At 55.9% G+C, this 26,946-nt stretch carries 19 protein-coding genes and 3 pseudogenes; 3 read left to right on the forward strand and 19 right to left on the reverse strand.

The window, feature by feature from the left end; all coding sequences use genetic code 11:
- Positions 1-2: 2 nt before the first annotated feature.
- The 7 genes from AC6I7Z_RS10550 to AC6I7Z_RS10580 all read right to left on the reverse strand — a co-directional run bounded on the left by AC6I7Z_RS10550 (position 3) and on the right by AC6I7Z_RS10580 (position 4,879).
- Positions 3-653 carry a hypothetical protein gene (locus AC6I7Z_RS10550; protein ID WP_497814175.1) on the reverse strand — a complete coding sequence of 217 codons (651 nt, stop codon included), beginning with the start codon at positions 651-653 and terminating at the stop codon, positions 3-5.
- A 319-nt stretch (positions 654-972) separates the two neighbouring features.
- Complete coding sequence (locus AC6I7Z_RS10555) at positions 973-1,233, reverse strand: hypothetical protein (RefSeq protein ID WP_497814176.1); 261 nt, start codon at positions 1,231-1,233, stop codon at positions 973-975.
- Between the two features lie 167 nt (positions 1,234-1,400).
- Positions 1,401-1,712: a hypothetical protein gene (locus tag AC6I7Z_RS10560; RefSeq protein WP_497814177.1), complete on the reverse strand. Its 312-nt coding sequence runs from the start codon at positions 1,710-1,712 to the stop codon at positions 1,401-1,403.
- A gap of 12 nt (positions 1,713-1,724) precedes the next feature.
- The gene (locus AC6I7Z_RS10565; RefSeq protein ID WP_497814178.1) at positions 1,725-2,522 is read right to left on the reverse strand and encodes a VENN motif pre-toxin domain-containing protein; all 798 of its coding nucleotides are present in this window, start codon (positions 2,520-2,522) and stop codon (positions 1,725-1,727) included.
- A gap of 356 nt (positions 2,523-2,878) precedes the next feature.
- On the reverse strand, positions 2,879-3,529 hold the full coding sequence (locus tag AC6I7Z_RS10570) for an SMI1/KNR4 family protein (RefSeq protein WP_497814179.1): 651 nt from the start codon (positions 3,527-3,529) through the stop codon (positions 2,879-2,881).
- Position 3,530: 1 nt separating this feature from the next.
- Positions 3,531-4,292: a VENN motif pre-toxin domain-containing protein gene (locus AC6I7Z_RS10575; RefSeq protein WP_497814180.1), complete on the reverse strand. Its 762-nt coding sequence runs from the start codon at positions 4,290-4,292 to the stop codon at positions 3,531-3,533.
- A complete protein-coding gene (locus tag AC6I7Z_RS10580) occupies positions 4,277-4,879 on the reverse strand; it encodes a hypothetical protein (RefSeq protein WP_497814181.1) in 603 nt (200 codons plus the stop codon). Before AC6I7Z_RS10580 ends, AC6I7Z_RS10575 begins: the two co-directional genes overlap by 16 nt.
- A gap of 605 nt (positions 4,880-5,484) precedes the next feature.
- On the opposite strand from AC6I7Z_RS10580, the gene AC6I7Z_RS10585 reads away from it, so the two are divergent.
- Positions 5,485-5,679 (forward strand): SymE family type I addiction module toxin, encoded by a 195-nt coding sequence (locus tag AC6I7Z_RS10585; protein WP_497814182.1) that lies wholly within the window; start codon positions 5,485-5,487, stop codon positions 5,677-5,679.
- A gap of 54 nt (positions 5,680-5,733) precedes the next feature.
- Here the strand turns inward: AC6I7Z_RS10585 and AC6I7Z_RS10590 are convergent, their stop codons facing one another.
- The 10 genes and pseudogenes from AC6I7Z_RS10590 to AC6I7Z_RS10635 all read right to left on the reverse strand — a co-directional run bounded on the left by AC6I7Z_RS10590 (position 5,734) and on the right by AC6I7Z_RS10635 (position 24,016).
- Entirely contained in the window at positions 5,734-5,964 is a 231-nt protein-coding gene (locus AC6I7Z_RS10590; RefSeq protein WP_497814183.1) for a hypothetical protein, read from the reverse strand.
- Positions 5,961-6,476: a TNT domain-containing protein gene (locus AC6I7Z_RS10595; RefSeq protein ID WP_497815427.1), complete on the reverse strand. Its 516-nt coding sequence runs from the start codon at positions 6,474-6,476 to the stop codon at positions 5,961-5,963. Before AC6I7Z_RS10595 ends, AC6I7Z_RS10590 begins: the two co-directional genes overlap by 4 nt.
- A gap of 189 nt (positions 6,477-6,665) precedes the next feature.
- Positions 6,666-7,325: pseudogene (locus AC6I7Z_RS10600) on the reverse strand (VENN motif pre-toxin domain-containing protein); the annotation flags it as partial.
- A gap of 99 nt (positions 7,326-7,424) precedes the next feature.
- Positions 7,425-7,652: an Imm31 family immunity protein gene (locus tag AC6I7Z_RS10605; protein WP_104187380.1), complete on the reverse strand. Its 228-nt coding sequence runs from the start codon at positions 7,650-7,652 to the stop codon at positions 7,425-7,427.
- 15 nt (positions 7,653-7,667) lie between these two features.
- A pseudogene (locus AC6I7Z_RS10610) lies at positions 7,668-7,943 on the reverse strand (polymorphic toxin type 17 domain-containing protein); the annotation flags it as partial.
- 12 nt (positions 7,944-7,955) lie between these two features.
- Positions 7,956-9,209: pseudogene (locus AC6I7Z_RS10615) on the reverse strand (VENN motif pre-toxin domain-containing protein); the annotation flags it as partial.
- Between the two features lie 44 nt (positions 9,210-9,253).
- A complete protein-coding gene (locus AC6I7Z_RS10620; protein WP_497814184.1) occupies positions 9,254-9,628 on the reverse strand; it encodes a hypothetical protein in 375 nt (124 codons plus the stop codon).
- 2 nt (positions 9,629-9,630) lie between these two features.
- On the reverse strand, positions 9,631-21,087 hold the full coding sequence (locus tag AC6I7Z_RS10625) for a hemagglutinin repeat-containing protein (protein ID WP_497814185.1): 11,457 nt from the start codon (positions 21,085-21,087) through the stop codon (positions 9,631-9,633).
- A gap of 12 nt (positions 21,088-21,099) precedes the next feature.
- Entirely contained in the window at positions 21,100-22,764 is a 1,665-nt protein-coding gene (locus AC6I7Z_RS10630) for a ShlB/FhaC/HecB family hemolysin secretion/activation protein (RefSeq protein ID WP_497814186.1), read from the reverse strand.
- Positions 22,765-23,107: 343 nt separating this feature from the next.
- On the reverse strand, positions 23,108-24,016 hold the full coding sequence (locus AC6I7Z_RS10635) for a LysR family transcriptional regulator (protein WP_497814187.1): 909 nt from the start codon (positions 24,014-24,016) through the stop codon (positions 23,108-23,110).
- A 103-nt stretch (positions 24,017-24,119) separates the two neighbouring features.
- Here AC6I7Z_RS10635 and AC6I7Z_RS10640 point away from each other — a divergent pair, with 103 nt between their 5' ends.
- Complete coding sequence (locus AC6I7Z_RS10640; protein WP_497814188.1) at positions 24,120-25,208, forward strand: oxidoreductase; 1,089 nt, start codon at positions 24,120-24,122, stop codon at positions 25,206-25,208.
- Positions 25,209-25,259: 51 nt separating this feature from the next.
- Here the strand turns inward: AC6I7Z_RS10640 and AC6I7Z_RS10645 are convergent, their stop codons facing one another.
- A complete protein-coding gene (locus AC6I7Z_RS10645; protein ID WP_497814189.1) occupies positions 25,260-25,655 on the reverse strand; it encodes a VOC family protein in 396 nt (131 codons plus the stop codon).
- 81 nt (positions 25,656-25,736) lie between these two features.
- On the opposite strand from AC6I7Z_RS10645, the gene AC6I7Z_RS10650 reads away from it, so the two are divergent.
- On the forward strand, positions 25,737-26,600 hold the full coding sequence (locus AC6I7Z_RS10650) for an alpha/beta fold hydrolase (protein WP_497814190.1): 864 nt from the start codon (positions 25,737-25,739) through the stop codon (positions 26,598-26,600).
- A gap of 23 nt (positions 26,601-26,623) precedes the next feature.
- Here the strand turns inward: AC6I7Z_RS10650 and AC6I7Z_RS10655 are convergent, their stop codons facing one another.
- Positions 26,624-26,833 carry a hypothetical protein gene (locus tag AC6I7Z_RS10655; RefSeq protein WP_497814191.1) on the reverse strand — a complete coding sequence of 70 codons (210 nt, stop codon included), beginning with the start codon at positions 26,831-26,833 and terminating at the stop codon, positions 26,624-26,626.
- Positions 26,834-26,946 lie beyond the last annotated feature (113 nt).

Here is a 26,946-nt window from a genome sequence, read left to right on the forward strand (position 1 = left end):
TGTCACTTCCACTTGCCTATTGATGTTACTGTTTCATAGTGGTCTGTTGTTATATATAAAAGGCCATCATCAGAATACAGTAAACATGTGCCACCTTGTTTTGCTCTTGACATCACATTATTTATTCCAATATCAGCTTCATACCAAGTCCTTCCTACCGAAGAGGGTAAAATACCAGTTGTATTATTAAACACATCACCACCTATCTGCCCTCCAGGTACATAATTATTTAAAGCTTTTCCAGCAGACCATCCATTATCTTCTGCAGTTTGTTTGATTACATAATTTGATGGTAACCTCCCAGTGTTACGCAAGCTATCAACAATTTCATTAGCTGCTTGGGTAGTTTTCAGATCCATTTTAAGGCCAGCATAATAGGTAGCATTATGCGCGGCATTAGCCGCTACAGCTTCAGCTTTCGCCGTCGTCGCCTCTGCAACTGTTTTGCCAATACCTATTGCTCCACCAGCTCCAACTCCGCCCGGAACAACTGTCTCAGAAACCTGAATACCAATATTGTTGAGGCAGATGGCAAAGGCGCCTTTGCAAGTCTGGAGTGCAACTCTGGCCGCTGTCGCTATTTCTGGTGTTGCCGCTGCCAATAGACCACCGCCAAGACCTGCTGGCAATGCAACCATCAGCGTATTTTGCATAGCCAGGCCTTTCTGACATGAAGCCGAATCAGGGTCCGTACTGCATGACAAGATATTTTTGCCATGTTCCTGAGCAAAATTTACCTGACCATCTTCTGTACCGCCGAAGAGATTATTTTCTACATCATTACTCTCCTGCGCAAATTTTTAAAAAATTACAACTTAACTAAAGAAATATTATTTTGTAAATCATCGCTGACTCCATGAATAATTGGCAAGCACCCATCAACTTCCAGCACGCTGAACCCACAATCCCCACAATCAAAGTATATCCCGACACATCCCTCTTCGATTTTATTTATCCTGTATTCATAAGTGTTTAATATTTTTTTCCGATGTAACAGGTTAAACCTTTAACATCTTGCACTGGATATGCAAATTCATCATCAATTTTTGTTATATCTAAAAGTGATGGTTCACAAGGCTCTCGAGAAAGCTTTGATACACCTTCATCAATAGTCAACGACATCCAACCAGACGATGACGTTTTAAAAAACAACACAAGAACCTGACAAATTAATTCTTTCTCTATGAAAAATGAACGACACCTAAAATTATCAAAGGTTTCATTTTTTAACATGATTGCCTCTTTTAAAATTTTGAATACTTTTCCGGAATCAACGTATCAAAGTCATATTTTCCATTAGGTAACACTCTTAAGCTCACAGTGCTATTGGTTTTGGAGCTATATACATGAATCAAATCATACTCTCCCCTAACAGAAGCACTTGGAATTTTGGAGCTGATCTAAGTAGCATTTTCCAATGTTTCTTTAATGGTTTTTTTCGCCATTTCAACCCCATTTTTTCCCGCCTCATAAGGTAATCGCCCCTCTCCGATTTTAGCACCTAATTTTTTATTAAGGTTTTTGGATTGTGATGCAAGGAATTCATCGATACTACCCAAGCTTTCGACTCGAACAATACCCTGAGCTACATTTCCTGCCTTAAGCGCTGCAACGTTCCCCATAGTATTTGCGGCCGCAGCTATCGCCCAAGTAACGCGCTCTGCATCTGTCGGCATCTTACCACTGACGGGATTTGTTCCTCCTGCTGCCATATAACTCTGACACTAGGCTGTTGCCACTCCCGGCATCCCACAACCTGCTTCAAAATATGCAGCACCAAGCTCTTTTATAAAATCTTCCGTCTTACCATTCTGGTGTTTTGCGGCAATTGCCTGAACTTCATTTGCAGGTTCAAGCATCCACTCCCGCCCGTTTACCGCTGATGTGTCTGTTACCACACAGTATCCGTTACTGGAACCAACACAGGAGACCACTTCACCTGGCTTATGCTTAATACTGTCCACGCCGCCCAGCTGAAAATCCGGTCCAAGTTCGCTGTATTCGGTTTTATCAATACTCTGACCTTTTTCGTACAGCTTATCGATATCCTGTTTCAGTTTCCGGCATGAGCTGTTACCTGCATTCTCACCCTGACATGATGAGTTATATTCTTTCTCTTTACTGGTCAGGGTGATTTTTTCAACTGTGCTAAGGTGGTTATTCTCAACCGCATTCTTTCCGGCCCCCGCCCCGGTCCCTGCTCCCAGCGCCGAATCCGATGCTATCCCGCCCGCCAGTCCTGCCGCCATCTGGCTCAGCGCGCTTACCCTCTGCTTCTGGCTCTCCGTCAGGTCACGGATGTCCGTGCCCGGATACATCACCTTCACGATAGCTTTCGCTGCCAGCTCTCCGCCTGTCGCACCCGCTGCGCCTGCCGCCGCGCTGCCGCCCGCTATCTGCGCCAGCACCGCGCCCGCGACCGCGTGCGCCATGGTGTTCGCCAGCACGTCGGTGTGCGGGTTACCCTGAGCGTCATAGGTTGTCGTGGCTTTCTTGATTGCGTTAGCGAGGTACGGCGCCATCGCGCCGCCTGCTGCGGCACCCAGGTTGCTGGCGCTCAGCCCGCCCAGCGCGCCCGCCACCGCGGATGCTATTTAAATTATTGCGATTATCTTTTCAAGATAATTATTTTCGCAACAAAATCATGAATGAAACATTAAATTCCCTGGCAATCTTAGTAAGATTTATTTTAATATAATCCTAACTGATACACTTATTTACCCAGCTTTAAAATTAATGCATAGCATTATTTATTTTCGCTCAATCAATGCCCAGGAGATTCGTACCCCTTCTGACATAACCGCCAGAAGCGGTTATTTTAAATCAGATAGTTAAACTTAGGTAACAACAGTGGTATTTTTGAAAATCCTTATATCTTTCAAACAGGATTTGAATTATCAACGTCAAGCTTTATTGTTCCACCATCAGGTAGGTTTCTGATTTGAACCGCGATACTCCCCCTGTATCTCATTGCTGTTACAGAATGTTGCATACGCAAGTTCTTCACTGAAAAATCCCCACCCAAAACAAACGGAATTACAGGAATAAGCCTATGTCCTTCCTTAACTCTACCATTTCTGGCTTGCCACTCATGCATTAAAGAATGCCCCGTAAGAAAATCATAATCATTCAGAATTGCCTCGCACCATTGGGATAAGCTATCACATAGTTTTTGGCTTTCACCTGTCTCAGGGTCAAATGTGAATATTCCATCTTTTTTGATAGAAAACTGGCCACCAAAAGCATCTTCAGCAAAAAAGAAATGCTCCTCTGTCATACCGTCATAACTATCTCGCCAAAGCTTATTATCGTTCCATTGTAAGACATCAAGACTATTCTCTTTAGATATTAAAGGAAAAACATGTAATGCTGATTCGAAACCATAAAACCCATTACACTTCCTCAATACAGAAATATATTCTGTAAAATCTGATAAAAAGCCGAAAGGAAAGAGGTCAAAGTCATCATCGAAGGGCTTCGCTATGCCATTACTGCAAATCGATAATAGTTTTGAAATTGGATCTTTCATGTTATTCCTCTTTTTTCGTTTTGATTACGATAGTTGTTCCATCGGGTAGCCCACGACATTGTAAGCCAATGCATGCTCCTGCACCTCTGTTATCCGATGGTGAGATTGGCCTGATGGATGCTCCTTGCCCCCCCTCCTTAAACATTGCTGGCGGATATTCATCTCTATCTTTTCCGCTGACCACAGGTGTGTCTTTCAAGGATTCTCGGCGACGTTGGGCGGCCCCTGATCTGTCAATTGTAAGAGTTGAAGGGTAACCCGCATCCTGGGCATCTTCAATGTGCTTAGCAGACTCTGGATACTTAGATTTATCAACTGTAATGACTTTGATGCCGCTATCTTCGTTTGATTTACCCCCAAATGGTCCAACCATGCCCATGCCATATGAACCGGGGATCGGATGGCCTAATGCATCATGTTTTTGGCCTATTCCATTTGTTACATGAACTATATCAGGTTCGTGAATGCCTAATTTATCTTCATGTGTAGAATCTTTTTCATCACCCAGGGTATTATTTTCGACAGCATTCTTTCCAATTCCTGCGCCGGTAATTATCCCCACGGATGAGTCCGACGCGATCCCGCCCGCCAGTCCGGCCGCCATCTGGCTCAGCGCGCTTACCGTCTGCTTCTGGCTCTCCGTCAGGTCGCGGATGTCGGTGTCCGGATACATCACCTTCACGATGGCTTTCGCCGCCAGCTCTCCGCCTGCCGCACCCGCTGCGCCTGCCGCCGCGCTGCCGCCCGCTATCTGCGCCAGCACTGCGCCAGCACTGCGCCCGCGACCGCGTGCGCCATGGTGTTTGCCAGCACGTCGGTGTGCGGGTTACCCTGGGCGTCATAGCTTGTCGTGGCTTTCTTGATGGCGTTAGCGAGGTACGGCGCCATCGCGCCGCCCGCTGCGGCGCCCAGATTGCTGGCGCTCAGCCCGCCCAGCGCGCCCGCCACCGCGGTCATCGCCATCGAATAGGTGCCGCCCGTGCCCCACTGCGCCGCCGCCGCTTTGTAGCCCGGGTCGCCCTGCACGATTGCGCTGAGCTGGGTCTGCGAGAGGCGGGCATAGTCAGGATGCTCTTTAAGCAGGCGCGCTGAGGTCTCTTTCGCTGCCGCATCCAGCATCCACGCTTTCACATCGCCGACAACGTTTCCTGCCAGCTGCTGGACGCCCTGCGCAAACGCTATCTGGTTGTTGACTTTCTCCTTGTCGAAAATCTTGTCGATGTGGCCGTTGGCGTTTTCGGTGTCGCGGCTGAGGCCCGTCACGTCCTGCGTCTGATGCTGAGCGTCGCGCACCGTGACCGTACCGTCCGCCACCGCAGAGCGCGTGGTGCCGGAGGCGCTGCCGCTCATGTTTACAAAGGTCGGCAGCGCGCCGTCCGCAAACTGCTGGCCCGGCGCATTCTTGCTGTCATAGCCGCCGCTGATGCCGAAGGAGGCGCTGCTGGCGCTGTAGGAGGCGTGATTATCAATGCTGTCCCAGCCCAGCGTGCCGGTAGACAGGCGGTTATTCGCCGCATCCGCAGTGGAGGCGATGACCGCGCCGTTAAGCTGTGTATGGTTGCCGACAAAGATGTCATAGCCGCCGTCGCCCGCAAACAGCCCGCTCTGGTCGCCAACGCTGGCGTACTCGCTGTTTATCTTGCTTTTGCTGAGGCTTAACCCGGCCGAACCGCCCGTGCCCCAGGTGAAGCTGAAGCCGCCGCTGGCGCTCTGCTGTTTGCTCTGTACGTCTTTGCCAGTGATACCACTGACAGCCAGCGTCAGATCGCCGGTGGCGACTACAGCTACGCTACCGCCCCCGCTGAGAGAACTGCCACTGACGGTATTGCTACTTTATTCCGATGTGGATTTGCTTTACTGGATCCAACGGAGAGTTTCTCTTCTAAAGCAGGAATGAATGATATAGCAGCAAGTGCGTCGTTTATTTTTTGATTAGAAGACAGGTCTTCTACTGCTTGATTATTACCCGGCAGGAGCCGCAGCCAGAGTTACCCGCCGAACCGGACGTGGTGACCACGCTGCGTAAGGCCTGTAAGAGGCTTTCGGCCCGCAAGCAGCGCGAGATAGCGGCGTTTATTGAGCTGGTTGCCACGCTACAGAAGCAACCACGCAAGATCCGGGCCGGGGCTGTGGAGTGGCGACCGTTTTGAGGTAACTGGCTGGTTGTAAAGTAAAATCCCAGCCGGTTGGCTGGGATTGATAATTTACCATCCATAATCTTCTTTCATTATCTGATAAAACTGGTCACATGCCTGTTCTTCACTATTAAAAGATTCTCTATACGTAATTTCCCCACGGCTGTTATATACAATATCCCATGCATTTTCTGCTTGAATAAGGCACAAGCATTCACCATCTTTTATTCCATCAAGGCTATAAATACCTTCAGGAACATTTTTCTTATTTAATTCTGCTATTAACTTTTCTCTTTTCATTTTTTCTCTCCTAGGTACTTATTATCTAAATACCATTGGACTGGCTTGTTCAGTTCATATTGTGTGCCCTGTCCAGGCTGGCCGAACCACGGTAAAATTTTACTTTGAGAAACACCATCTATAGGTTTTAACACTTCATACACATTATATGGTGCGTTTGCGGAATATGATGGTAACGCCCTGTTTTCAAAAGGGACACCAACAGGGGAAGTAAATGTTCCTCTCGTTGAACCATACCGATCAATTACGGTTCCTGTAGGCAATGTTACCTGCTCTACTGGCCCATAAGCCCCACGATTCGGTGGCCAGATCCCCAGATTTTCCTGAACTGCACCTTCAGCTTTGCTGTATTGCCTACAATTAGATGACTCACGGGATTTTTGGCTGGTTGCAACGTTTTCTTTTATTTTTTCAGCCTGGGAAATCGCTGCACTACCGCTTTTCCCTGCACTGCTGACGCTATTACTTCCATAGTAACCCGCCAGAGTAGAGACCAGTGCCTGTGTCTGCATCGCCGTATCATAGCGACTGGCGGCAGTTTCCCAGCTTACGCCGGATGCCTGCGCTATTGCCGTGATTGCCTGATCACGGCTGATGCTGCCTGCATTCAGTCCCTGCAACACGCTTTGCAGATTTGCTGCATCCTGCGGATAGAGGTCTTTGTACAACAGTGAGTAAGTGACGTTTTCGCCATATTTACTCAGCGCCTCCTGTGCTGGTGCTATCAGCGCACCGCAGGCCGCGCTGCCTTTATTGCCCTGTGTACATACATCGTGAATAGCCTGGTCACGGGTTTTATCGGTCTGATTGATACCTGACAGCTCCTGCCGCTCGTCAGGCGTGATGGTGCCAGCCTTTTCCTTACGCTCCAGAATGGCTTTTCTTTCGGCTTCCTGCACGCTCAGCCAGTTATTCTCAACCGCGTTCTTACCCGCCTGCGCTCCGGCAACCGCATCCGCTATGCTGTCTCCGGCCACGCCGCCCGCCAGTCCGGCCGCCAGCGTGCCCAGCGCACTTATCGTTTGCTTCTGCTCTTCGCTCAGGTCTTCCCGCTTAACGTCTGGGTAAAGCTGCTGCGCGATATACTCGCCCATCACTGCGCCCGATGCGCCCGCCAGCGCGCTGTTGCCCGCCGCGTAAGCCGTTACCGCCCCCACTACCGCGTGCGCTATCAGGTTCGCTTCGATGTTCACCACGTCTTTGCCATCCGGGCCTTTCGTGGTGGTCATGTCGTGAATGACTTCAGCCAGGTAAGGCGCCGTCGCGCCGGTCAACGCCTGCCCGATATTGCCGCCCGCCAGCCCCTGAAACGCCGACGTTGCCGCCTGAATCCCTCTTTGCAGGCTGCTACCAGTGCCGAACCACCGCAGAAGCGGCCACGGCGCAACGGTAAGGTCGAATGGCGGGCGGTGTGAGAGGATAAAAAAAGATCCCGGCCAATAACCGGGATCTGTGTTGGATCAGTAAAAGTCTTCTTGAGTGAGTTGCTTCCCTGTCGGAACCACTTCATCTTTATCAAAAGATAAAAGATATTCTTCGTCGTAAAGTTTTATTGAGTATCCGTACAGTACTCCATCTTCTTCACTTATTCCCATGACTCCGCCTTTCTTACCGACATACTTTTTATTTTTATCTTTGCAACCAGAAGTTATTTCTATCTCCTGATAAAAACCGATTTTACTTTCCATAAATACGCGCCTTACTTATTTATGTGTGATTTTTCCGTCAAGGGACACATTCAAGTGCGATCCATCTCTTGTCGCCCAGCCAAGCTGAGCTTTCCCTTTAGGTGATAATTGAACATCCCATTCGAAGGCTTGCCCTGCGGTGCGGGAGGGACCTTTCACCCATTCATTACCAAATTTATCAAGATAACCGTTATTTGGTCCTTTTGGTAACGGATTACTGGGAGAGTAATTACCATCAGGAACAAACCTTATTTTCCCTTGAGTCGGAAGCTCTACGTATTTTATACGTCCCTTTGTGGACCATTACTGCGCACCTCCTGCTGTACCGCCGGGGTTAAACGGTGGTTCATCAACATAACTAAGGTCCTTGTCAGCCTTTGCTGCCGGTGACTTGCTGACGGTCGAGGGCTGTTTTATCTCAATACCCTTCATGCCCGCCAGCGCAACAGCGATTGCCTGTGCCTGCATGGCTGAATCATATTGTTCAGCAACTTTGTCCCAGCTTTGCCCAGACTGCTTTGCTATCGCCGTTATCGCCTGATCACGGCTGATGCCTCCCGCATCCAACCCCTTCAATGCGCTTTCAAGATTTGCAGCGTCCTGCGGGTACAGGTCTTTGTAAATCAGCGAGTAAGGAACCCTATCGCCGTATTTTTCAAGTGCCGTCTGAGCCTGGCTGACCAGCGCACCGCAGGCCGCGCTGCCTTTATTGCCCTGTGTACATACATCGTGAATAGCCTGGTCACGGGTTTTATCGGTCTGATTGATACCTGACAGCTCCTGCCGCTCGTCAGGCGTGATGGTGCCAGCCTTCTCCTTACGCTCCAGAATGGCTTTTCTTTCGGCTTCCTGCACGCTCAGCCAGTTATTCTCAACCGCGTTCTTACCCGCCTGCGCGCCCGCCACCGCATCTGCCGTGCTGTTACCCACAACGCCGCCTGCCAGACCCGCCGCCAGCGTGCCCAGCGCACTTATCGTTTGCTTCTGCTCTTCGCTCAGGTCTTCCCGCTTAACGTCTGGGTAAAGCTGCTGCGCGATATACTCGCCCATCACTGCGCCCGATGCGCCCGCCAGCGCGCTGTTGCCCGCCGCGTAAGCCGTTACCGCCCCCACTACCGCGTGCGCTATCAGGTTCGCTTCGATATTCACCACGTCTTTGCCATCCGGGCCTTTCGTGGTGGTCATATTGTGAATGACTTCAGCAAGATAAGGCGCCATCGAGCCGGTCACCGCCTGCCCGATATTGCCGCCCGCCAGCCCCTGAAACGCCGACGTTGCCGCCTGAATCCCTCTTTGCAGGCTGCTACCGGTGCCGAACTTCTGCATTTCGGCTTTGTATTCTGGCGAGTCACGCAGCATATCCAGATAGGCCGCACGCTCTTTCTCCGTGGCATTCTCTTTCAGCGGGCCAAGTTTCTCTTTCGCCGCGTTAAGTCCGTTGATGTCGCCCTGCGTCCGCGCTATATCTGCAACCTGCCCCCCAATCTCGCCTATCAGCTGCGCGGTCTGGAGACGCTTTTGCTCTTTCTCTTTGTTAAAGATCGCAATTAGGTTTCTTTTTTAAGTAAAATCCCAGTCAGGCGTTGGGGTTTTACTAAGTATTACTGGCCGAAGTTTTTCCAGGCTAGTGCATGTTTTTTGGATTCAGGCTGTAAACAGGTTTCTATTTCTTTCCAGAGTTCTTCATTTTCATCAGAAGCGGTAACTAATGATTCAACTAATCCAGTTGCAACTGCCGTAGCCAATTCATCGTTTTCAGAGCACATACCTAACTCAATGTGCTTAAAAAAAAGTGTTCTTTCAGCTTTGTTCAGTGAATATAATTGATCCGCAAGAACCTTCCCTATTTGTGAAAATAATATAATGGTAGGCACCGGTTCCGGAAGCCAATATTCCACAAGCTTTTCAACGATATTTTTTACTGGCTCTGAATTTAGAGTAAAAAAACTCAAATAATCATTAATATAATTATCCATTACTATTTCCCTTTGAGAGCATTTTGCATATCTTTCAACACGTTCTCAGCCGCAGCCCTATCTACCTGAGAAGCTTGAGGATTTTTATTTAACCAATCCTGAAGTGCTTTAGAATATGTCTGAGCTTTTTCAATATGGCCTCGCCCCCCAACTTTTTCTCCTGTTGCCAGTTCATAGCGGACAGCATCCGCAGTACTTCCGCTACCAACTTTCGCATTAGGTCTATAAAGATCATTAATTAAATTTTTAAGATTTTCATCTTTGACATCTGGCTTTTCCATCGAGGCACGTAAAGAGTCTACATATTCTTCATGTTGCGCTCGGTTTTTAGGATCCAGTGAACTGCTATTGTTACGCCCAGATTCTTCATCCTCTGGCTCATGTCCTCCCGGTGTTCCCGATCCCGAACCACCCAGCTCCGCTTTTTCCGCATCCGTCAGATCTTTTGCCACATTCGGATCGCGGGATTTTGCAGCGTCATCACGTTCTTCAACGATTGAGGGGCCATCAGTAATCGGCGGCGTATCTGCCTCGACGACTGACCCGCTCAGAGCCTTATCCAGTTCCGATGCAATATTGTTGTTAGCGTCCAAAACAACTTTATCGCCTGGACTAAGCGGCAACCCCGGAACAAGCACCGGGGTTGCCCTTAGTGATAAAAGGTTGTTGTTTTCCGCCGAATTTTTACCCGCCTGCGCTCCGGCAACCGCATCCGCTATGCTGCCTCCGGCAACGCCGCCTGCCAGACCCGCCGCCAGCGTGCCCAGCGCACTTATCGTTTGCTTCTGCTCTTCGCTCAGGTCTTCCCGCTTAACGTCTGGGTAAAGCTGCTGCGCGATATACTCGCCCATCACTGCGCCCGATGCGCCCGCCAGCGCGCTGTTGCCCGCCGCGTAAGCCGTTACCGCCCCCACTACCGCGTGCGCTATCAGGTTCGCTTCGATGTTCACCACGTTTTTCCCATCCGGGCCTTTCGTGGTGGTCATATTGTGAATGACTTCAGCAAGATAAGGCGCCATCGAGCCGGTCACCGCCTGCCCGATATTGCCGCCCGCCAGCCCCTGAACCGCCGACGTTGCCGCCTGAATCCCTCTTTGCAGGCTACTACCAGTGCCGAACTTCTGCATTTCGGCTTTGTATTCTGGCGAGTCACGCAGCATATCCAGATAGGCCGCACGCTCTTTCTCCGTGGCATTCTCTTTTAGCGGACCAAGTTTCTCTTTCGCCGCGTTAAGTCCGTTGATGTCGCCCTGCGTCCGCGCTATATCTGCAACCTGCCCCCCAATCTCGCCTATCAGCTGCGCGGTCTGGAGACGCTTTTGCTCTTTCTCTTTGTTAAAGATCGGACTGATGCTGTGGTTAGCATGCTCAGTATCACGACTCAGGTCAGCAAGGCTCTGCTGCTGGTTTGCCTGATCGCGAACCACAATCGTACCTTCAGCCACTGCAGATTGTGTAGTGCCTTCAGCATGCCCCTTGCTGCCGGCCCCGGCAAGAAGAGTGTTCGCCATATTACCGGCAAACTGTCCACCCATGCTCGCGCCAGAGCTGATTCCGATACCCTGATGCTCGGTTTTGTAATCCGCCTCGTTATGAATATCCGTAAAGCCCAGGGTTCCGGTATCGAGACGGTTTTTGTCGGCGTCAGCCTGGCTGGCGATAACGGCGCCGTTCAGCTGGGTGTGGTTGCCAACGATAACGTCGAAGCCGCCTTTCCCGGCATAAATACCGCTCTGCTCCTGCACGCTGTCATAGTTGCTGTGCATTTTGTCCTGGCTGACATTGATGTAGCCCGATCCCGTCATGGAGCCGATGGTAAAGCTGCCGCCTGCGCCAAAGCTGGTCTGCTTCGAATCGTAATTATCACTGTCCTGCAGACTCGTTATCGTCAGATCGCGCCCGATATCTGCCCTGACGCTGTTGCCATTTACCTGCGCACCGCTGAGTGTGGTATCGTGGCCGCTGGTGATAGATACGTCTCCTCCGCTGTCCAGCGTGGTTTCACTCCAGACAGTACCGTTGCCCTTTTCATGACCTTTAGCGCCATTGGCGCTGGCAAAGATACTGAGACCTGCACTTCCTGAACCGACGCCAAAGCTGAGTCCTATTCCGCCACCGCTGCTGCTGTTCTTTCCGGTAGTCTGTTGCGTACTGGCAGCGCCCGTCAGGGTGATGTCATTGGCTGCTTGTAAAGAGGTATCCCCGCCGGCTTTCAGCTGACTGCCTGCAATCAGCAGGTTCCCGCTGTTGACCCCGTTACCTTTACCGGTCGCATCGATACTCAGATTTTTACCGGCGTTGATTGTCGAGCCGCTGACAGTATCAGAGGCCTGATGCTGTTGCGATTTTGATTGTTGAGTGGTCAGCGAAATGCTGATGCCTACCCCGTTATTAGGATCGCCCTTTGCCTGCGCCAGCTGACTTGCCTGACTGGCCTGCACCCCGGAAAGGACAGCCTTTGTCGCCTGCAGAGCGGCGAGTCGTCCGTCACTTTCCTGTTTTGCCGACTGCGCTGCGGCAACCGCGCTGTTAACCGCTTCAGCGACGGCTCCTGAAAGCGCCAGCGTCAGGCCGCTCGTGCGTTGCTCAAATCGTTCATCACGCGTACGCAGGTCATGACCCGGTGTGATGGCTATGCTGTCGCCCTGAAGTGACATGTTGCCACCGGCAATCAGATCGGCCCCGTTGACCTGCAGCTGCTTACCCGCCGTAATGGAAACATCTCCGGCGGTGCTGCCCACCGTGCTTACGCTCTGACTCTGCGTGGTGCCTTTATCCTTAACCTCATGGAGCGTTTTGCTGCTGCCGATACTGATCCCGAGCCCGCCCGTGCCCATCAGGCCACTTTTGTGGGTTTCTGAGAATCGCCAGGTTGAATCCGTGTTCGTTGCGGCGAAAATTTCAACATTATTGCCCGCGCTCAGGGCAACCTTGCCGTCACCGGCTACCTGCGATCCTGTCACCATCAAGTCATTACCAGCGGAAACAGAGACATTATTACCGCTTAGCAGAGTGCCTTTTTCACGGGTGGCGCTGTCTTCCTGAATGGTATGTGTTGTCTTCTTACTGAACAGACCTTTTTTGGTTTTGGTCTCTTCTTTGTAGTAATAATCGCTTTCTGTCGCAGTACCCAGATCCACGTTATTACCGGCCTGTAACGCAATATCCTGTTGAGCCGTCACGTCACTTGCCTTGCTGGTGATGTCATGACCTGCGTTCAGACTGATATTTCCGCCACTGGCTATTTCAGTGCCCTGCTGACGTATCGTTTCATTAATAACGGTTTTCTTGCTGCCGCGTTCGCTGTTGCCGGTTCGGCTCTCTTCCGCGTTCAGGTTGATATCGCGTCCGGCCTGCAGCCCGACATCGCCGTCTGCAACAATCGCTGCTGCCTGGCTGGTGAGATCCTGCCCTGCAGCCAGTACCAGATCCCCACCCGAAGAAATTGTCGTGCGATCAGAACCAGAGCTGTGCGTTTCCTTATTCCCCTTGCTCTGCTTGCTGCTCTCACTGGTTTGGGCGGCGTTAAGCTGCAGATTGTTTGCCGCGCTGAGGGTGGCATTGCCTTTGGCAGTAACATCACTGGCCGTAATCGCCACATCGTGTCCGGCCTCAATAACAAGGTTACCACCAGCACTGATGCGGCTTCCCTGATAGGAGACTTTATCGTTCTGAACTGGCTTATAACCACTGCCGGATGTAGTGGCTAACTGATTGGCATTCAGGGCAATGTCGCCCCAGGCGCTCATTAACAGATTGCTGCCTGATGAGAGGGACGCTCCTTCAAGCGTAATATCTTTACCCGCATTGAGTGTTAAGGATTGGCCTGCAGTGATGGCGGCAATGCTGCCAGTCTGAACATTTTTCAGGCTATTACTGACTATCCCGAGTGGATTAGATAACGTGATGTTGTTGATGCTGCCATTCAGCGTTTCCAGTGCGACGGTTTTGCCCTGAAGGACGCTGCTGACATTGTTGATATCACCTATTGCGCTGAGATTCAGGCTGTTACCCGCTTTCACCAGCCCATCATTCAGGTTGCTAATACTGTTCTGACTATCGAGAGACAGGCTGTCTGATGCCAGCACCGTACTGCCGCTGTTGGTTAATGAGCCGGCGGTCAGGTTGACATTTTTAGCGGCGATCACGCTACCGTTATTAACGGCGGTATCTTTGGCTGAAAGGTAGAGTTTGGGCACCATGACGGTTTCGCCGTTAATGGTCGTCGACTCCCACCACAGAATGCTATGGTCGAGAGAGGCGATCTGATCGGCGGAAAGTGAGACGCCAAACTGCAGCCCCAGCGACTGTTTAGCCGCAGCAGCGTTATCCATCAAATACTGCATCTGTTCCAGATCCGACCCAATGCCATTCAGATACTGGCTGCCGGTCTGGTTTAGCACCACATTGCTGACGTAACGGGTATCAAAAGCCGCATCGCCGAGGAATCGATAGTCTCGCTCAGGTTTCAGATTGAGGCGGTCAAGCAGGTATGAAGAGCCAAGGAAAGCATTCGCATCCGTATACTGCTGGCGATTTTCCTTTGGCGCGCTGCCAGGCTGTTTGCCCAGCAGCGTATTGAGATCGCTAAACAGACGCGTGTCCAGCTGACCCATCCCATCCAGCTTCGGGTTGACCGTGATGAGATAAGGACTTGAGGAGCTGGTGGAAACAACAAAATAGCCGTTGTCACTGACTGGTATCGGATACGCGCTAATATCAACCGCTTTACCCTGAAAGTTTTTCAGCGTGGTTCCTTTGGCATCAGACCCGGCATCTTTCAGGGCATTTGACACACCAAAACCGACGCGGCCTTTCTGGCTGACGGACCTGTCAGCAAGGGGTTTAATATCATTGCTTTCCGCTGCCAGCGCACCAGCGCCGTTGATCTGTAGAAGTGCGTTCTGGACCTGGTCTTTCCACGCAGGGGAGTTCACCGCGACTTTGTCTGCGGTTCCAGGTGATTGCTTCTGAGCCTTTCCACCTATCGTCTGCTGAGGCAGCGTGTTTAATACCGGTGCGTTAAGCGTGTTTACAATTCCGCTAACATGCGGATCGGTGGAGGTGTTGCTGATGTTCTGACTGAAGTCAGCATTGATGGTATTCCCCGCCTGAATGACGCTGCGGTAGACGTTGCCACTGCCGGTCGTTTCATATACCGGGCTGCCATCTAGCGTGTAGCCAAATGAGCTTGAGGACGCGCCGCCGTTATAACGGTAGATCTGGTAAACCGTTGTCGTGCCATCCGTCCAGCTCTGGTTATTCAGCTGATCGCCCGACAGCGCCATATTGTTACGGGCAAGCAGAGTGGACGCGGAATTGTCCAGCTGCGCGGCCTGTACATTCAGATCCCTGCCCGCCGCAATACGTCCTGCACCTCCGTTGGCAGTGGCGGTCACGGCAATCGACTGATACGCCACCTTTTGCACCTGAACATCAGCGTTGGGTCTGTAGCTGTATGTATGGGTTTCCCAGTCATCCCCATGACCGTGATGATATTGGGTACCACTAATGTATTGGCTGTAATCGCTGGACTTAAACCACGTAAACGGGATCCTGACATTGGTACCATTCGCCCATGACGGAGTAGCTAACTGAGTGACCTCATCATGAGTACTTAGCCCATCCCGCGTATTCAGCAGATGCCCGGTCCTGATAGTGATATCGCCATTCTGCGACTCAATGGTGCCCGACGTATTGATCACCTCGCCGTTAGCATTTCCCGCCGCATCGCCCTGCATCCACAGGCTGTCGCCCGCCAGCATATCCCCGCGCTGGTTGCGGATGCTGTTCGCATAGAGCGCCAGGTTTTGCCCGGCATAGAGCAGCGCAGCGTTGACGATGCTGCCTGGCGAACTCAGGGTCAGACTGCCCAGCGTACCGGTAAAACCATCGACCGTGATGTCGCTGCGGCTGTTCAGGCTGACGTTGCCGCCGCCCTGTAACGTGCCGCTGCCGTTCAGGGCGATACGGCTGCCGCTCAGGCTGCTGTCGCCGGTTCCGGTGGTGATCTGGCCGTTATTGGTCAAATCGCCGCCCGCGCTCAGCGTCAGCGCCTGGCCCTGCAGGGTGCCCTGATTATCGATCGCGCCGTTGCTGCTGATGCTGAGCCGATTGCCCGCCGCCAGCGTGTTGCGGGCGGTAAAGCCGTTAATCAGGTTCAGGGCGGCGTCGCCGAGCGCCACCACCTGACCCAGCTGATCGAAGCCGCCGCTCTCCAGTAGCAGGTTGCCGCCGCTGAAGAGTCTGCCGATCGCCTGCTGCGTCACCTGCGACGCCTTCACGTTAAGCTGACTGACGCCCAGCAGCGTTCCACTGTTAGTGAGCTGCGCGTAGTTCACCGTCAGGCTGCCGCCCTGCGCGGTGCCCTGATTTTGCAGCTGCGCGCCGGTCAGCGTGCCTTGTCCATCGGCCAGCAGCGTGCCGCTGTTGCTGGCGTTTGCCGCATTCAGCGTCAGCTGCGTCGCCTGCAGCCAGCCGCTATTGGTCAGCTGCGGCGCGTTCAGCGTCAGCTCGCCGGCCGACAGCACTCTGCCGGTATTGGTTGCCGAATTGTTTGCGGTGAGGCGGCTGTTGGCGCCCTGAATCAGGCCGTAGTTATACAGCTCCGGCGTGGTGAGCGTCAGTCCGCTCTGGCTGAGCAGCGTGCCGCTGCCCTCATTGGTCACGCGGCCGCTGGCGCTGAGCAGCAGGTTGGTGTCGCCCTGCAGACGCCCGCTGTTGGCGACGGCGCCGGTGGTCATGATCAGATCCGCGCCCTGCGCCCGTCCGGCGTTGTTGACGGCGGCGGCCTGCAGCTCCAGCCGGCCGCCGCTAAGCAGCGAGCCGTTCTGCTGCTGCGTCAGCGTATTGCCGAGCAGGGTCGTTAGCCCGTTAACGCCGGAAATCTCTCCGCTGTTATCTAACGTGCTCCCGTTCAGCGTCAGGTTTTTCGCTATCCACTCTCCCTGATTGCTGAGGCTGAGCGCACTGAGCGCGGCGGCGCCGTTCGCGGTGATTTTACTGCCCGCCGAGGATGAGAGCCGGTCGCGCAGGCTGAGCTGCATGGCGTCGGCGCTCTGGATCGCGCCGCCGTTAGCGAGGCTCGTGGCGTTCAGCAGAATTTGCTGCCCCTGCCAGGTTCCGTTATTGGTGACGGTATCGCCGGTAATGCTTAGCGTGCCCTGCGTCAGCAGCTGCCCGCCGGGGTTATTGATCAAGACGCGCGCCGGCTGTGCCTGCGCCGCCAGCAGGCGCAGGCCGCGGACCGCAGCAGCCGGGCCCAGCGTCAGCGACTGCAGACCGATCAGGCTGCCCTGATTGGTAACGCTGGCGGGCGTAATGGTCAGCGTCTCGCCCTGCAGGGTGCCGCCGTTGTTGAGCACGCCGCCCCGCAGCGTCATCGCTTTTTCTGCCAGCAGCGAGCCGCTGTTCTCGGTATCCTGCGCGGTAATCAGCGAAGCGCCCTGCGACATCACCTCGCCGCGGTTGCGCAGCGCGCCGCCGATCGACGCCGTGAGGTTGCCGCTGCTTATCAGCGAGCCCTGATGCTGCCAGCTCTCAGCGTCGATCTGCACGCCGTTGCCCTGCAGCGTGCCGTCGGTATTCAGGTCGCGCGCACTGAGCAGCAGATCGCCGCCGCTCAGGGCTTTGCCGGACGATGTCTGCGTGATGTCGCCCGTCGCCTGCGCGTCCAGCAGCGTGCTGCCCTGCCACAGCCCGCCGTTGCTGAGCGTATCGCCGCGCAGCGCCAGGCTATCCGCCATCAGCCTGCCGCGGTTGTCCAGCCGACCCGCCGTCAGGCTGGCGCTGCCTTTTGTCACCATCGCACCGCTGTTGTCGAGCAGCCCGGCGGTGGTGCCGGTCAGCGTCGCGATGCCGTTTATCGTGCCGCTGTTGGTCAACGCGCCGAACTGATAGTGCAGATCGCTGCCCTGCATCGCGCCAGCGTTGTTGCCGCTGTTTGCCTGCAGGCCGAGATCGCCGCCGCTCAGCAGCGTGCCCGCGCTCAGATTGTCGATCTGACCAAAATCGGCCGAAAGCGCCGCGTCGCCCTGCACAAGACCGCGGTTAGTCAGCGTATCGCCTGACGCAGCGAGCTGCTGCGCGGCCAGCGTGCCGGCGTTGTCCAGCGTCGCGGCCTGCAGCGTCGCCTGCTGACGCGCCAGCAGCACCCCGGCGTCGTCGTTGCTGAACGTGCCGGTCAGACGGGTGGTGACGTTGTCCGCCGTGACCCGTCCGCTGTTGCTGAAGTCGCGTCCGTTTAAGTCGAAGTCGCCAGAGACCTGCAGCAGTCCGGCGTTGGTGAGTGTCACCGGCGAGAGCAGCAGCGAGGAGCCGCTGATAAGCTGGCCGCCGACTGCGTTGGCAATAGTCTCGCTGCTGAGGGTGAGCGCGTTGTTGCCCTGCAGCAGACCCGCGTTAGAGAGATTCGCTGCCGTGACATTAAGCTGGTCCGCCGCCAGCGTACCGGCATTGCGCGTCTCGCCGCTGGTCAGGTCAAAACGCTTCTCGCTCAGCAGCGCTCCGCCGTTATCCAGCAGGCCGCTGACCTCTGCGGTAAGCTGCGAGGCAGCGCGCGCGCTGCCCGGGTTCTGCCAGCGGTTTACCCGCAGGTCGAGCCGGTCGCCCTGCAGGCTGCCCTGATTAGTGAGATTATCGCCCTGCACCGCCAGCGTACCGCCGCTGAGCAGCTGACCGCTCGCCTGGTTGCTGAGCTGGCTGCCCTGGAGCGTCAGCGCGTCCGTGCCCTGCATCAGCCCGCTGTTCACCAGATCGCTCTGTAGCGTCAGCACCTGCGCCAGCAGCCAGCCGCTGTTGTCTGTTTTGCCCGCCTGCAGCTGCACGCCCTGCTGTCCCAGGATCTTGCCGCTGTTGTTCAGGCTGTCAGCCTTCAGCTGCGCGTCGCCGACGCTGAGCGCGTTGCCGCGGTTTTGCCAGTCGGCGGCCGTCAGGTTCAGTCGCTCGCCCTGCATCAGGCCGCTGTTTTCAAGCTGGCCGGCGTCCAGCTTCAGCTCCCCGCCGCTCAGCAGGGTGCCGCTGTTGCTGAGCTGATGGACTGCGGCGAGCAGCGCCTGCTTGCCCTGTAGGATGCCGCTGTTGTCCAGGGTGCCGCCGTCGATGTTCAGCTGACCGGCGGCGATCTCTCCGCCGTTAGTCAGCCTGGCGTTGTTTAACTGCAGGGCGTTATCCGCCAGCAGCCGCGCCGCCTGCTGGTTGCTGAAGCTGTTGTTGCTGGCAAGGATATCCGCCGCGTTGATCTCGCCGCCGTTGATCAGGCTGGCGCCGGCCAGCGTCAGGGTGCCGCCGCTGGTGATCAGGCCCAGGTTGTTCAGCTCGGGCAGATTCAGCCCAAAGCTGTTCTCAGAGCTGACCGTGCCTTGCGCCAGGTTAGTGAGGCGTTGTCCTGTCAGGCTGAGCGCGCGGGTGCCCTGAATCAGCCCGCCGTTGTCGGTTTCCCCGCTGCTGAGCCGCAGCGCCTGCTGGCTGAGCAGGCTGCCGCTGTTGTTGAGGCGGTTCAGAGTGATCGACGCATCCCCCAGGCTCAGCACCTTGCCGCTGTTCAGCCCGCTGTTGGCGGTGACGGTTAACTGCTGTCCCTGAAGCGCGCCTGCGTTGCTGAGCGTGTCGGCATTGAGAGTTAGCTGCCCGTCGCTCAGCACCGTTCCGCGGTTGTCGAGCTGCTGGCCCTGCGTCTCCAGCGTCTGCTTCGCCTGCAGCGTCCCGCTGTTGCTCACCGCGCCGCTGTTAAGGGCCAGCTGTTCGGCGGCGATCTTTCCGCTGTTGTCCAGCGCGTTGTTGTTTAGCTGCAGGCGGTGCTCCGCGAGCAGCGACCCGCCCTGGCCGTTACCGATCGTCTCATTGAGCGCCGTCAGGTTCGCGGCGTTGATTTCACCCCGGTTGGTCAGGCTGCCGCCGCCCAGCGTCAGCGTCGCGCCGCTGCCGATCAGGCCGCCGTTATCGAGAGACTGGAAAAAGAGCGAGAAGCCGTTATTTGAGCTGAGGGTGCCGCCCGCCAGGTTATTGAGCTGACTGCCGCTGAAGCTGAGCGCATCCGCGCCCTGCAGCAGCCCGCTATTGTCGGTTTGCGCGCTGTCGAGGGTCAGCGCAGGTGCGGAGAGCACGCCCTGGTTGAGCAGATAATCGCTGCGCACCGCCAGGCTGTCGGTGCCGGCAAGGGTCGCGCCGCTGTGGTTGGTTAAGGTGCCCGCGCTGAGCGTAGCGGCCGCCGCGGCAAGCGAACCGCGGTTATCGAGCTGCTGCGCGGTGGCAGAGAGCGTGTTGCCAGCGGTAAACTGCCCGGCATTGTTCAGCTGCTTAGCCGCCTGCAGCTGAATCGTCTCGCCTGCATTTGCCCGGCTCTCCTGGTCTGCCGACAGCGCGCCGCCGCTTAAGCGGATATCCCGCCCCGCCGTCAGGCTGGCGCCTTGCGTGGTGAGATTGCCGCTGGCCGACACGGCGATGCCGGCATCGCTCACCAGCGCGCCCGGCCCGATGGCGACATCCCTCTGCGCGTTGACGGCAATCTGCCCGGCCGCTTTATTATCGCCGCCTAGCGCGACCGACGCGCCTTTTGCCGTCAGCGCGCCGCTGCTCAGGCTGGTATTCAGCGTCAGCTGGCCGTTGCTGTCGAGCTGGATATCGCCCTGTTTCGCCACCAGGTTGCCGAGGTTGACCCCCACGCCCTTTTCGCTGGAGACCAGGCGAATGCGGTTGGCGTACATGCCGCCCAGCGCGCCGGTATCCACCGCCACCGACGGCGCGGCGCCCTCGCCGGCGATCGGCGTCACTGACCCGTCTGCGCCGACGCGGTTCGCGCCCACCGTCACCGAAAGATCTTTCGCATGAATGCCGGCATTGATTTCCGTGGCGCGCGCGACGATCGACACCGCGTCCGCGCTGCTGCCGTCCAGACCTTTGCCCTCGACGATCACCGCGCCTTTGCTCACCTCCAGCGCGGCGAGGTTGCCGTTTGCATCCAGCTGCGGCCTGCCGGTGGTGAGCGTAACGTTCGGCGTGTTGATAAAGCCGCAGCCGTTGCAGGTAATGCCGTACGGGTTGGCGACCATCACGTTGGCGGCTTTGCCCGCCACTTCGGTGTAGCCCTGCAGCTGGGAGCGGTTCGCGCCCGTGACTTCGTTGATGATCGCCCGCGCTTCCTGCCCGGCTTTCAGGTTGGGGTTGTTCTGGATCAGGCCGCCCAGCTGCGTCTGATTAAGCTGACCGGTGGCGTTATTGAGGATCAGCCCTTCCTGCCCGACGTTGTACTGCTGGTACTGGTTATGCGAAACGCCCGCGCCGTTCGGCGTGGCGATATTGATCACCGGCACGCCGTTGCCCGCGGCATCCATCTGCGTGCCGGGCGTGACCGGCGTAATCTGCGCCGCCACGGCGGGCAGCATCGGCTGCACGGCCACCAGATAACAGATGAGGTAGCTCAGCGCGCGGCGGGCAAGGGAAACAGGTTGACGATCGTCCATAATCTTTGCCTCTTAGAAAACCAGCCCGACGCGGGCGTAAATGCTGACGCGATCCGGCTGCAGATAGCCGGGATAGCTGAGGGGAATAGCGAGGGTGTACTGGGTGTAAAAGTAACGGCCGCGCGTGCCGAGCCCGACCGCGCCGCCCCACAGCGTGCCGGTCGCTTCCCGGTTCTGCGCGTCGCTTTTCAGCCAGCCGCCGTCCACCGCGGCCAGCGCGCTGACCTCGCCCATGACCGGCAGCGTGAACAGGCGGTAGCTGAGCTCATTACGCAGATAACCGCCGGCGTCGCCGGAGAGATACTGCTCTTTGAAGCCGCGCACCGAGCTTTCGCCGCCGAGCGTCAGGCGCTCGCTGCCGTAAAGCCGATCGGGCGACCACTGGCCATAGAGGCTGCTGAGCCACCAGAGATCGTTCGTCAGGGGGCGCTGGAAACTGCCGCTGAGGCTCCACTTGCGGAACTGCGCCTTCGGCAGCTCGCTGTTTTTTCCCGCGTCGCTTTCGGCATCAAACCAGGGCATGCCGCGGCTGAAGGTCGGATTCAGCGTGGCCACGCCGCCGAACATTTTTTGCGTGTGGTTCAGCCCCAGTTGCAGGCTGGTGATTTTGCGGCTGCTGCCGGAGAGCAGCGTGTGGTTGAGGAAGTTATGGCTGCTGTAATGGTTCAGGCCGAGCTGCACGCCGGTTTTAATATCGCCGTTGCGAAACAGCACCCAGGCGCCGCTCAGGCGGTGCGCGACGTTGTCGCCGTTGCTCAGCCAGGTAAAGCCGTTGTTGACGAAGCTGCTGTGATAGCTGCTCCAGCTGTAGCTGTAGTCGAGCAGGCCGTAGCCGTACGGCACGCTGACGCCCGCCTGCAGGTTCTGCGCGTCGCGCCAGTCGCTAAAGGCGCTGCTGCGTCCGCCGCTGATAAACCAGCGGTCCGCCAGTCCAAGCAGGTTATTGCCGGTAAGCGAGGCGCTGAGCTGGCCGACGCCGGTGCTTTTCTGTCCGCTGTTGTCAACGCCCACAGCGGCGCTCAGCGGAAATTCCGGCTTCGCGGTAAGATTAACTACGGAATAGCCCGCTCTGGGCGACGGCTGAATATCGATCTGCACCGGCGTGCTGCGCACCCGGTTAATCTGCTCCATGCCCTGCTCAATATCACGCAGGTTGAGGATTTTGCCTTCCAGCCCGGGAAAAGCCATCGTCAGGGCGTGCGGATGCTGGCCCTCAAGACGAATTTCATCCAGCTTGCCTTCCAGCACCGGAATAGTCAGTTTGCCCTTTGATAAATCCTGTTCGGTAAGAAACGCCCTGCTGGTAATATAGCCGCGCTGCATATACCAGTCGGAAATGCTGTGCACCAGCGCGTTTATTTCCGTTAAGTTAAGACAACGGTTAATATAGGGCGCGGCAATCTTTTCCCGCTGGCGTGCAGAGAGCAGCGAAGCGTCGCGAATATCGACAGCGTGGACTGGAAAACAGGGGCCGGTTTGCGAGGAGGCCACCTTGGGCATACGTTCAGGCGACGCCGCGCGCCACAGGGCGTCGCGCTGCTGCTGATCCTGATTCAGTCGCTGCTGCTGCTGATTTTGAATATAATCGCGGTCGGCGGGATTTAACGGCGCCGCCATAGCCGAAGTTGCCAATAAGCTGACGCACAGCGCCAGTAACATCCCTGATTTAGCCATCATCAAAAACTTAAGTTAATTATCATTGCTCATTCTTCCCTGCGACACAGAATATCACTTAAACAATGGGAAAGTTCCGGTTAAATGCATAAAAAATTAATCTCGCCTGGGTTTTATATAGTAAAGCGTTAAATAACAAATTAACTCAAATGGAGAGAGTTAAAGATGGCATTGCATATTAATGGATAATTAATCGGGCAAGAGACTGATATTAACGCTTAACGTTAACCTCGTTTTTAATTTAATCCGTGACGCGACTGATAAATAAAGCAGGCGCTGATGCATCGCCTCCGGCGGGAAAAGCGAGTCTCTGCCGTATGGCATCGCGTCACCTTTCCGGCGGCGGTTAAGGCGGATTTTCACCGTTTTGCCCGGCATCGAACTCCTGCAGGGCCGCTTTCAGCGCCTTCAGCAGCAGCGTCGTGCGATAAGGCGTGTACTGTCGGGTCGGCAGCAGCGCCCAGACCGCCAGCGCGTGTCGACTGGCGTCTGACAGCGCAATCTCCACCAGATCTCCCCGGCGCAGCTCGTCGCGAATATCGAGAAAGGTCAGCTGCGCGATGCCGATCCCCGCTACGCACATCTCCCGCACGCCTTCGACGCTGCTGCAGCTAAAGCGCGCGGCGATCGGGCAGTTCACCACCTGTCCGTGCTGCTCGAACATCCAGTGCGCCACCCCGGAAATTTTCAGGCAGCGATGCTGCTGTAGATCGCTGAGGCGGGTCGGCTGGCCGTAGCGCGCCAGATAGCCGGGCGCGGCGCAGAGTATGCGCGGATTATCGGCGAGCCGGTGGGCCACCAGCGTCGAATCCTTCAGCGGCGCCAGCCGCAGCGCCATGTCATAGCCCTGGCCGACGATATCGACCACGCTGTCGCTGAGGTTGAGATCGACCCGCAGCGCAGGGTTCGCCTCCATCAGCGCAGGCAGCAGCGGCAGCAGATGGCGCTTGCCGAATTCTGACGCCGCCGTCACGCGCAGCAGCCCGCTGGCGCCCTGCGATGCTGAATTAAAGAGGCTTTTGGCGGTTTCTCCCGCCTCCAGCATCAGGCGCGCATAGGGCAGGAACTCCTCGCCCTCGCTGGTTAACGACACCGCGCGGGTGGTGCGCTGAAACAGGCGCACGCCCAGTTCGCTCTCCAGCTGCGCTAACCGTCGCGAAATGGTCATGGCCGTTGCGTTAACCCGTCTGGCCGTCTCGGTAAGGTTGCCTGTGTCGGCGATGCTGCAGAAAATCTCAACGTTCTTTAAGTCCATTGTAACGTTATCCGTTATACAGCTTGTCGATTTTGGCGATTATTCGCCGCCTGCCGCTGCATTACAATAGCTTCAGTAGATAATCACTCAGGAGAGCCTGCCAATGGCTAAAAAACTTTTTACGGCTGGCGTTATCAACGCTACACCCTTTAACAACCGCGCGCTGGTGGCGCCGATGACCCGCATCTCCGCCTCGGAAACCGGCGTGCCGGGCGAGACCATGCAGCGCTACTACGCCAGCTTTGCGCGCGGCGGTTTCGGCGGCGTGATTTCCGAGGGGCTTTATGTCGACCAGGCCTGGTCGCAGACCTACGCTTTTCAGCCTGGCATCGTCACCGACGAGCACGTCGAGGGCTGGCGCAAGGTGGTCGACGCAGTGAAAAGCCAGGGCGCCGTGTTTATCGCGCAGCTTATCCATGGCGGCGCGCTGTCGCAGGCCAATATCTATCGCCGATCGACCGTTGCCCCTTCGGCTGTGCGGCCGGTCGGCCAGCAGCTCGGCTTTTACCACGGTCAGGGCGACTATGCGCTGCCGGAGGCGATGAGCGAGGAGCAGATCCAGCAGGCGATTAGCGCCTTTGCCGCCAGCGCGGCGCGCGCGGTCAACGCGGCGGGTTTTGACGGCGTCGAGATCCACTCCGCCAATGGCTATCTGCTCGATCAGTTCCTGACCGACTACACCAATCAGCGCACCGACCGCTGGGGCGGCGACATCGAAGCGCGCCTGGGCCTGACGCTGGCGGTGATCAAGGCGGTGCGGGCGCAAATCGGGCCTGACGCCATCCTGGGCGTGCGCATCTCGCAGGGCAAGGTCAATGATTTCCATCACAAATGGAAAGAAGGTAAAGCGGGCGCGGCGAAAGTGTTCGCTCTGCTACAGGCCGCGGGCGTGGATTATATCCACGTGACGGAATATCAGGCGTGGAAACCCGCCTTTAGCGACGGCGAACAGACTTTTGCCGCTATCGCCCGCGAGGCGGCGCCGGATACCCTGCTTATCGTTAACGGCGGCCTCGATACCGGCGACCTGGCTGAAGCGCAGCTTGAACAAGGGGCCGACTTTGTGGCGATCGGTAAGGCGGCGCTGGCCAACCACGACTGGCCGACGCGCGTGGCGGAAAATGCGTCGCTGCGCGCCCTGCCGGACAACGTGCTGGCGCCGGTGGCGAATATCAAACCAGGCGAGATTTAATTTTCGCCAGCATGCCGGGCCGTAGCTGTAGATGCAGGCCCGGCATAGTCATCAGCGCTCGCTCCAGCGCCTCTGCTGAATCACAACGCGATAGCCATCGGCATCCTGGAATGTCACGCCTCTCCTGTCCCAGTAGGGATTGAACGATTTCACCCTGACAAAGCCAGCCTGATCCATCTTTGCGCAGCGCCTCGCCCAGCTAGCCTGCTCAGGCACGTAGAGCACCAGCAGATCTTCGGCAGACGGAGATGGTGTGACCGGATGAAAATGACACTGCGTAAATTCAAGATGCCAGGGCAAATCGTCGCGCCCTAACATACAGCCGCTAAATCCATCGTGATCGCGAAATTCGCCGATGATCTGCAGATCCAGCCCGCTGACGTACATCTCACCGCTTCTGCTCAGCAGGCTCACCGGCCTGGCGATACGCATATGCTGAAATTCCATTGCCGCCTCTCTTTATGCTCCAGATGAATCACTGCCGATCGTGGCTATAATCTGTACAACCCGCCCGCCAGGAAAATAAATATGTTTGAAGGATTTATTCATACAGAAATAGCGCTTTCCGACGCGACAATCAACGTACGCTATGGCGGAAGCGGCCCGCCGCTTATGCTGCTGCATGGCCATCCTCGTACCCATGTCACCTGGTCAAAAGTCGCGCCGCAGCTGGCTAAGTTTTTTACCGTGGTCTGCCCAGACCTGCGCGGCTTCGGCCGCTCGTCAAAGCCTGCCGATTTGCCGGATCACGCTGGCTCTGCCAAAAGAGCGAAAGCGAAAGACTGCATTGAGCTGATGCGCCACCTTGGCTTTGCGCGCTTTGCGCTGGTCGGCCATGACCGAGGGAGTTATACCGCCTATCGCGCCGCGCTCGATTATCCCGACAGCATCACACGCCTTGCGGTTCTCGATTCTGTTCCGATCCTTGAAGCTCTGGAACGCTGTAACGAGAGGTTCGCGCGTCAGTGGTATCACTGGTTTTTCTTTGCCCAGCCTGAAAAGCCTGAACGGGCGATTCTGGCCGATCCGGACGAATGGTACGGTCCGCAGCCGCACACGATGGGAGATGAAGAATATCAGGCGTTCCGGCAAGCCATTCACGATCCCGCCACCGTACACGGGATGCTTGAGGACTATCGCGCAGGCTTGACGATAGACAGAGAGCACGAGGCGCAGGATCGAGAGGCGGGACGTCTTATCACCTGCCCGACCTTATGTTTATGGTCGAAGCAGGACGATCTGGAGGAGTTGTACGGCGACATACTCGCTATCTGGCGGCTCTGGGCGCCGGATGTGCGCGGCCACGCGATTAACAGCGGTCATCATATGGCGGAAGAGGCGCCTGAAGAGCTTAGCGCCGCGCTGCTGCGCTTTTTTCAGTCGGGGCGTTGACCAGGTGACTGCCAGCGCCGCCTTTAACGGCCGATATCTTTCAGACATTCGCAGCAGGGTTTTGAATTCACCTTTCTGCTTTTGGCGGTCAGCAGCGCGTCGCGTGGATGATAAAACGTGCCGATAAATACCCGAAGCGGCACGTCGGGAAGCCGGACACAGGCTTTGGTATGCAGAACAAAACAGCCTGTGGGATCGCATTGCAGGGTAAGGTAGTAAAAGCTGCTCATCATGTTAACTGATTGAATATCGTCTCGTAGAGACACTATTAGACAGCTTGAAACAAATTGATACATCAGACAAACCTATTGCTGGAAAAGGTTTTAGCTATCAAAAAAATTTAGCC

Source organism: Pantoea sp. X-Soil-MYKO-1289 (genome assembly GCF_059730625.1).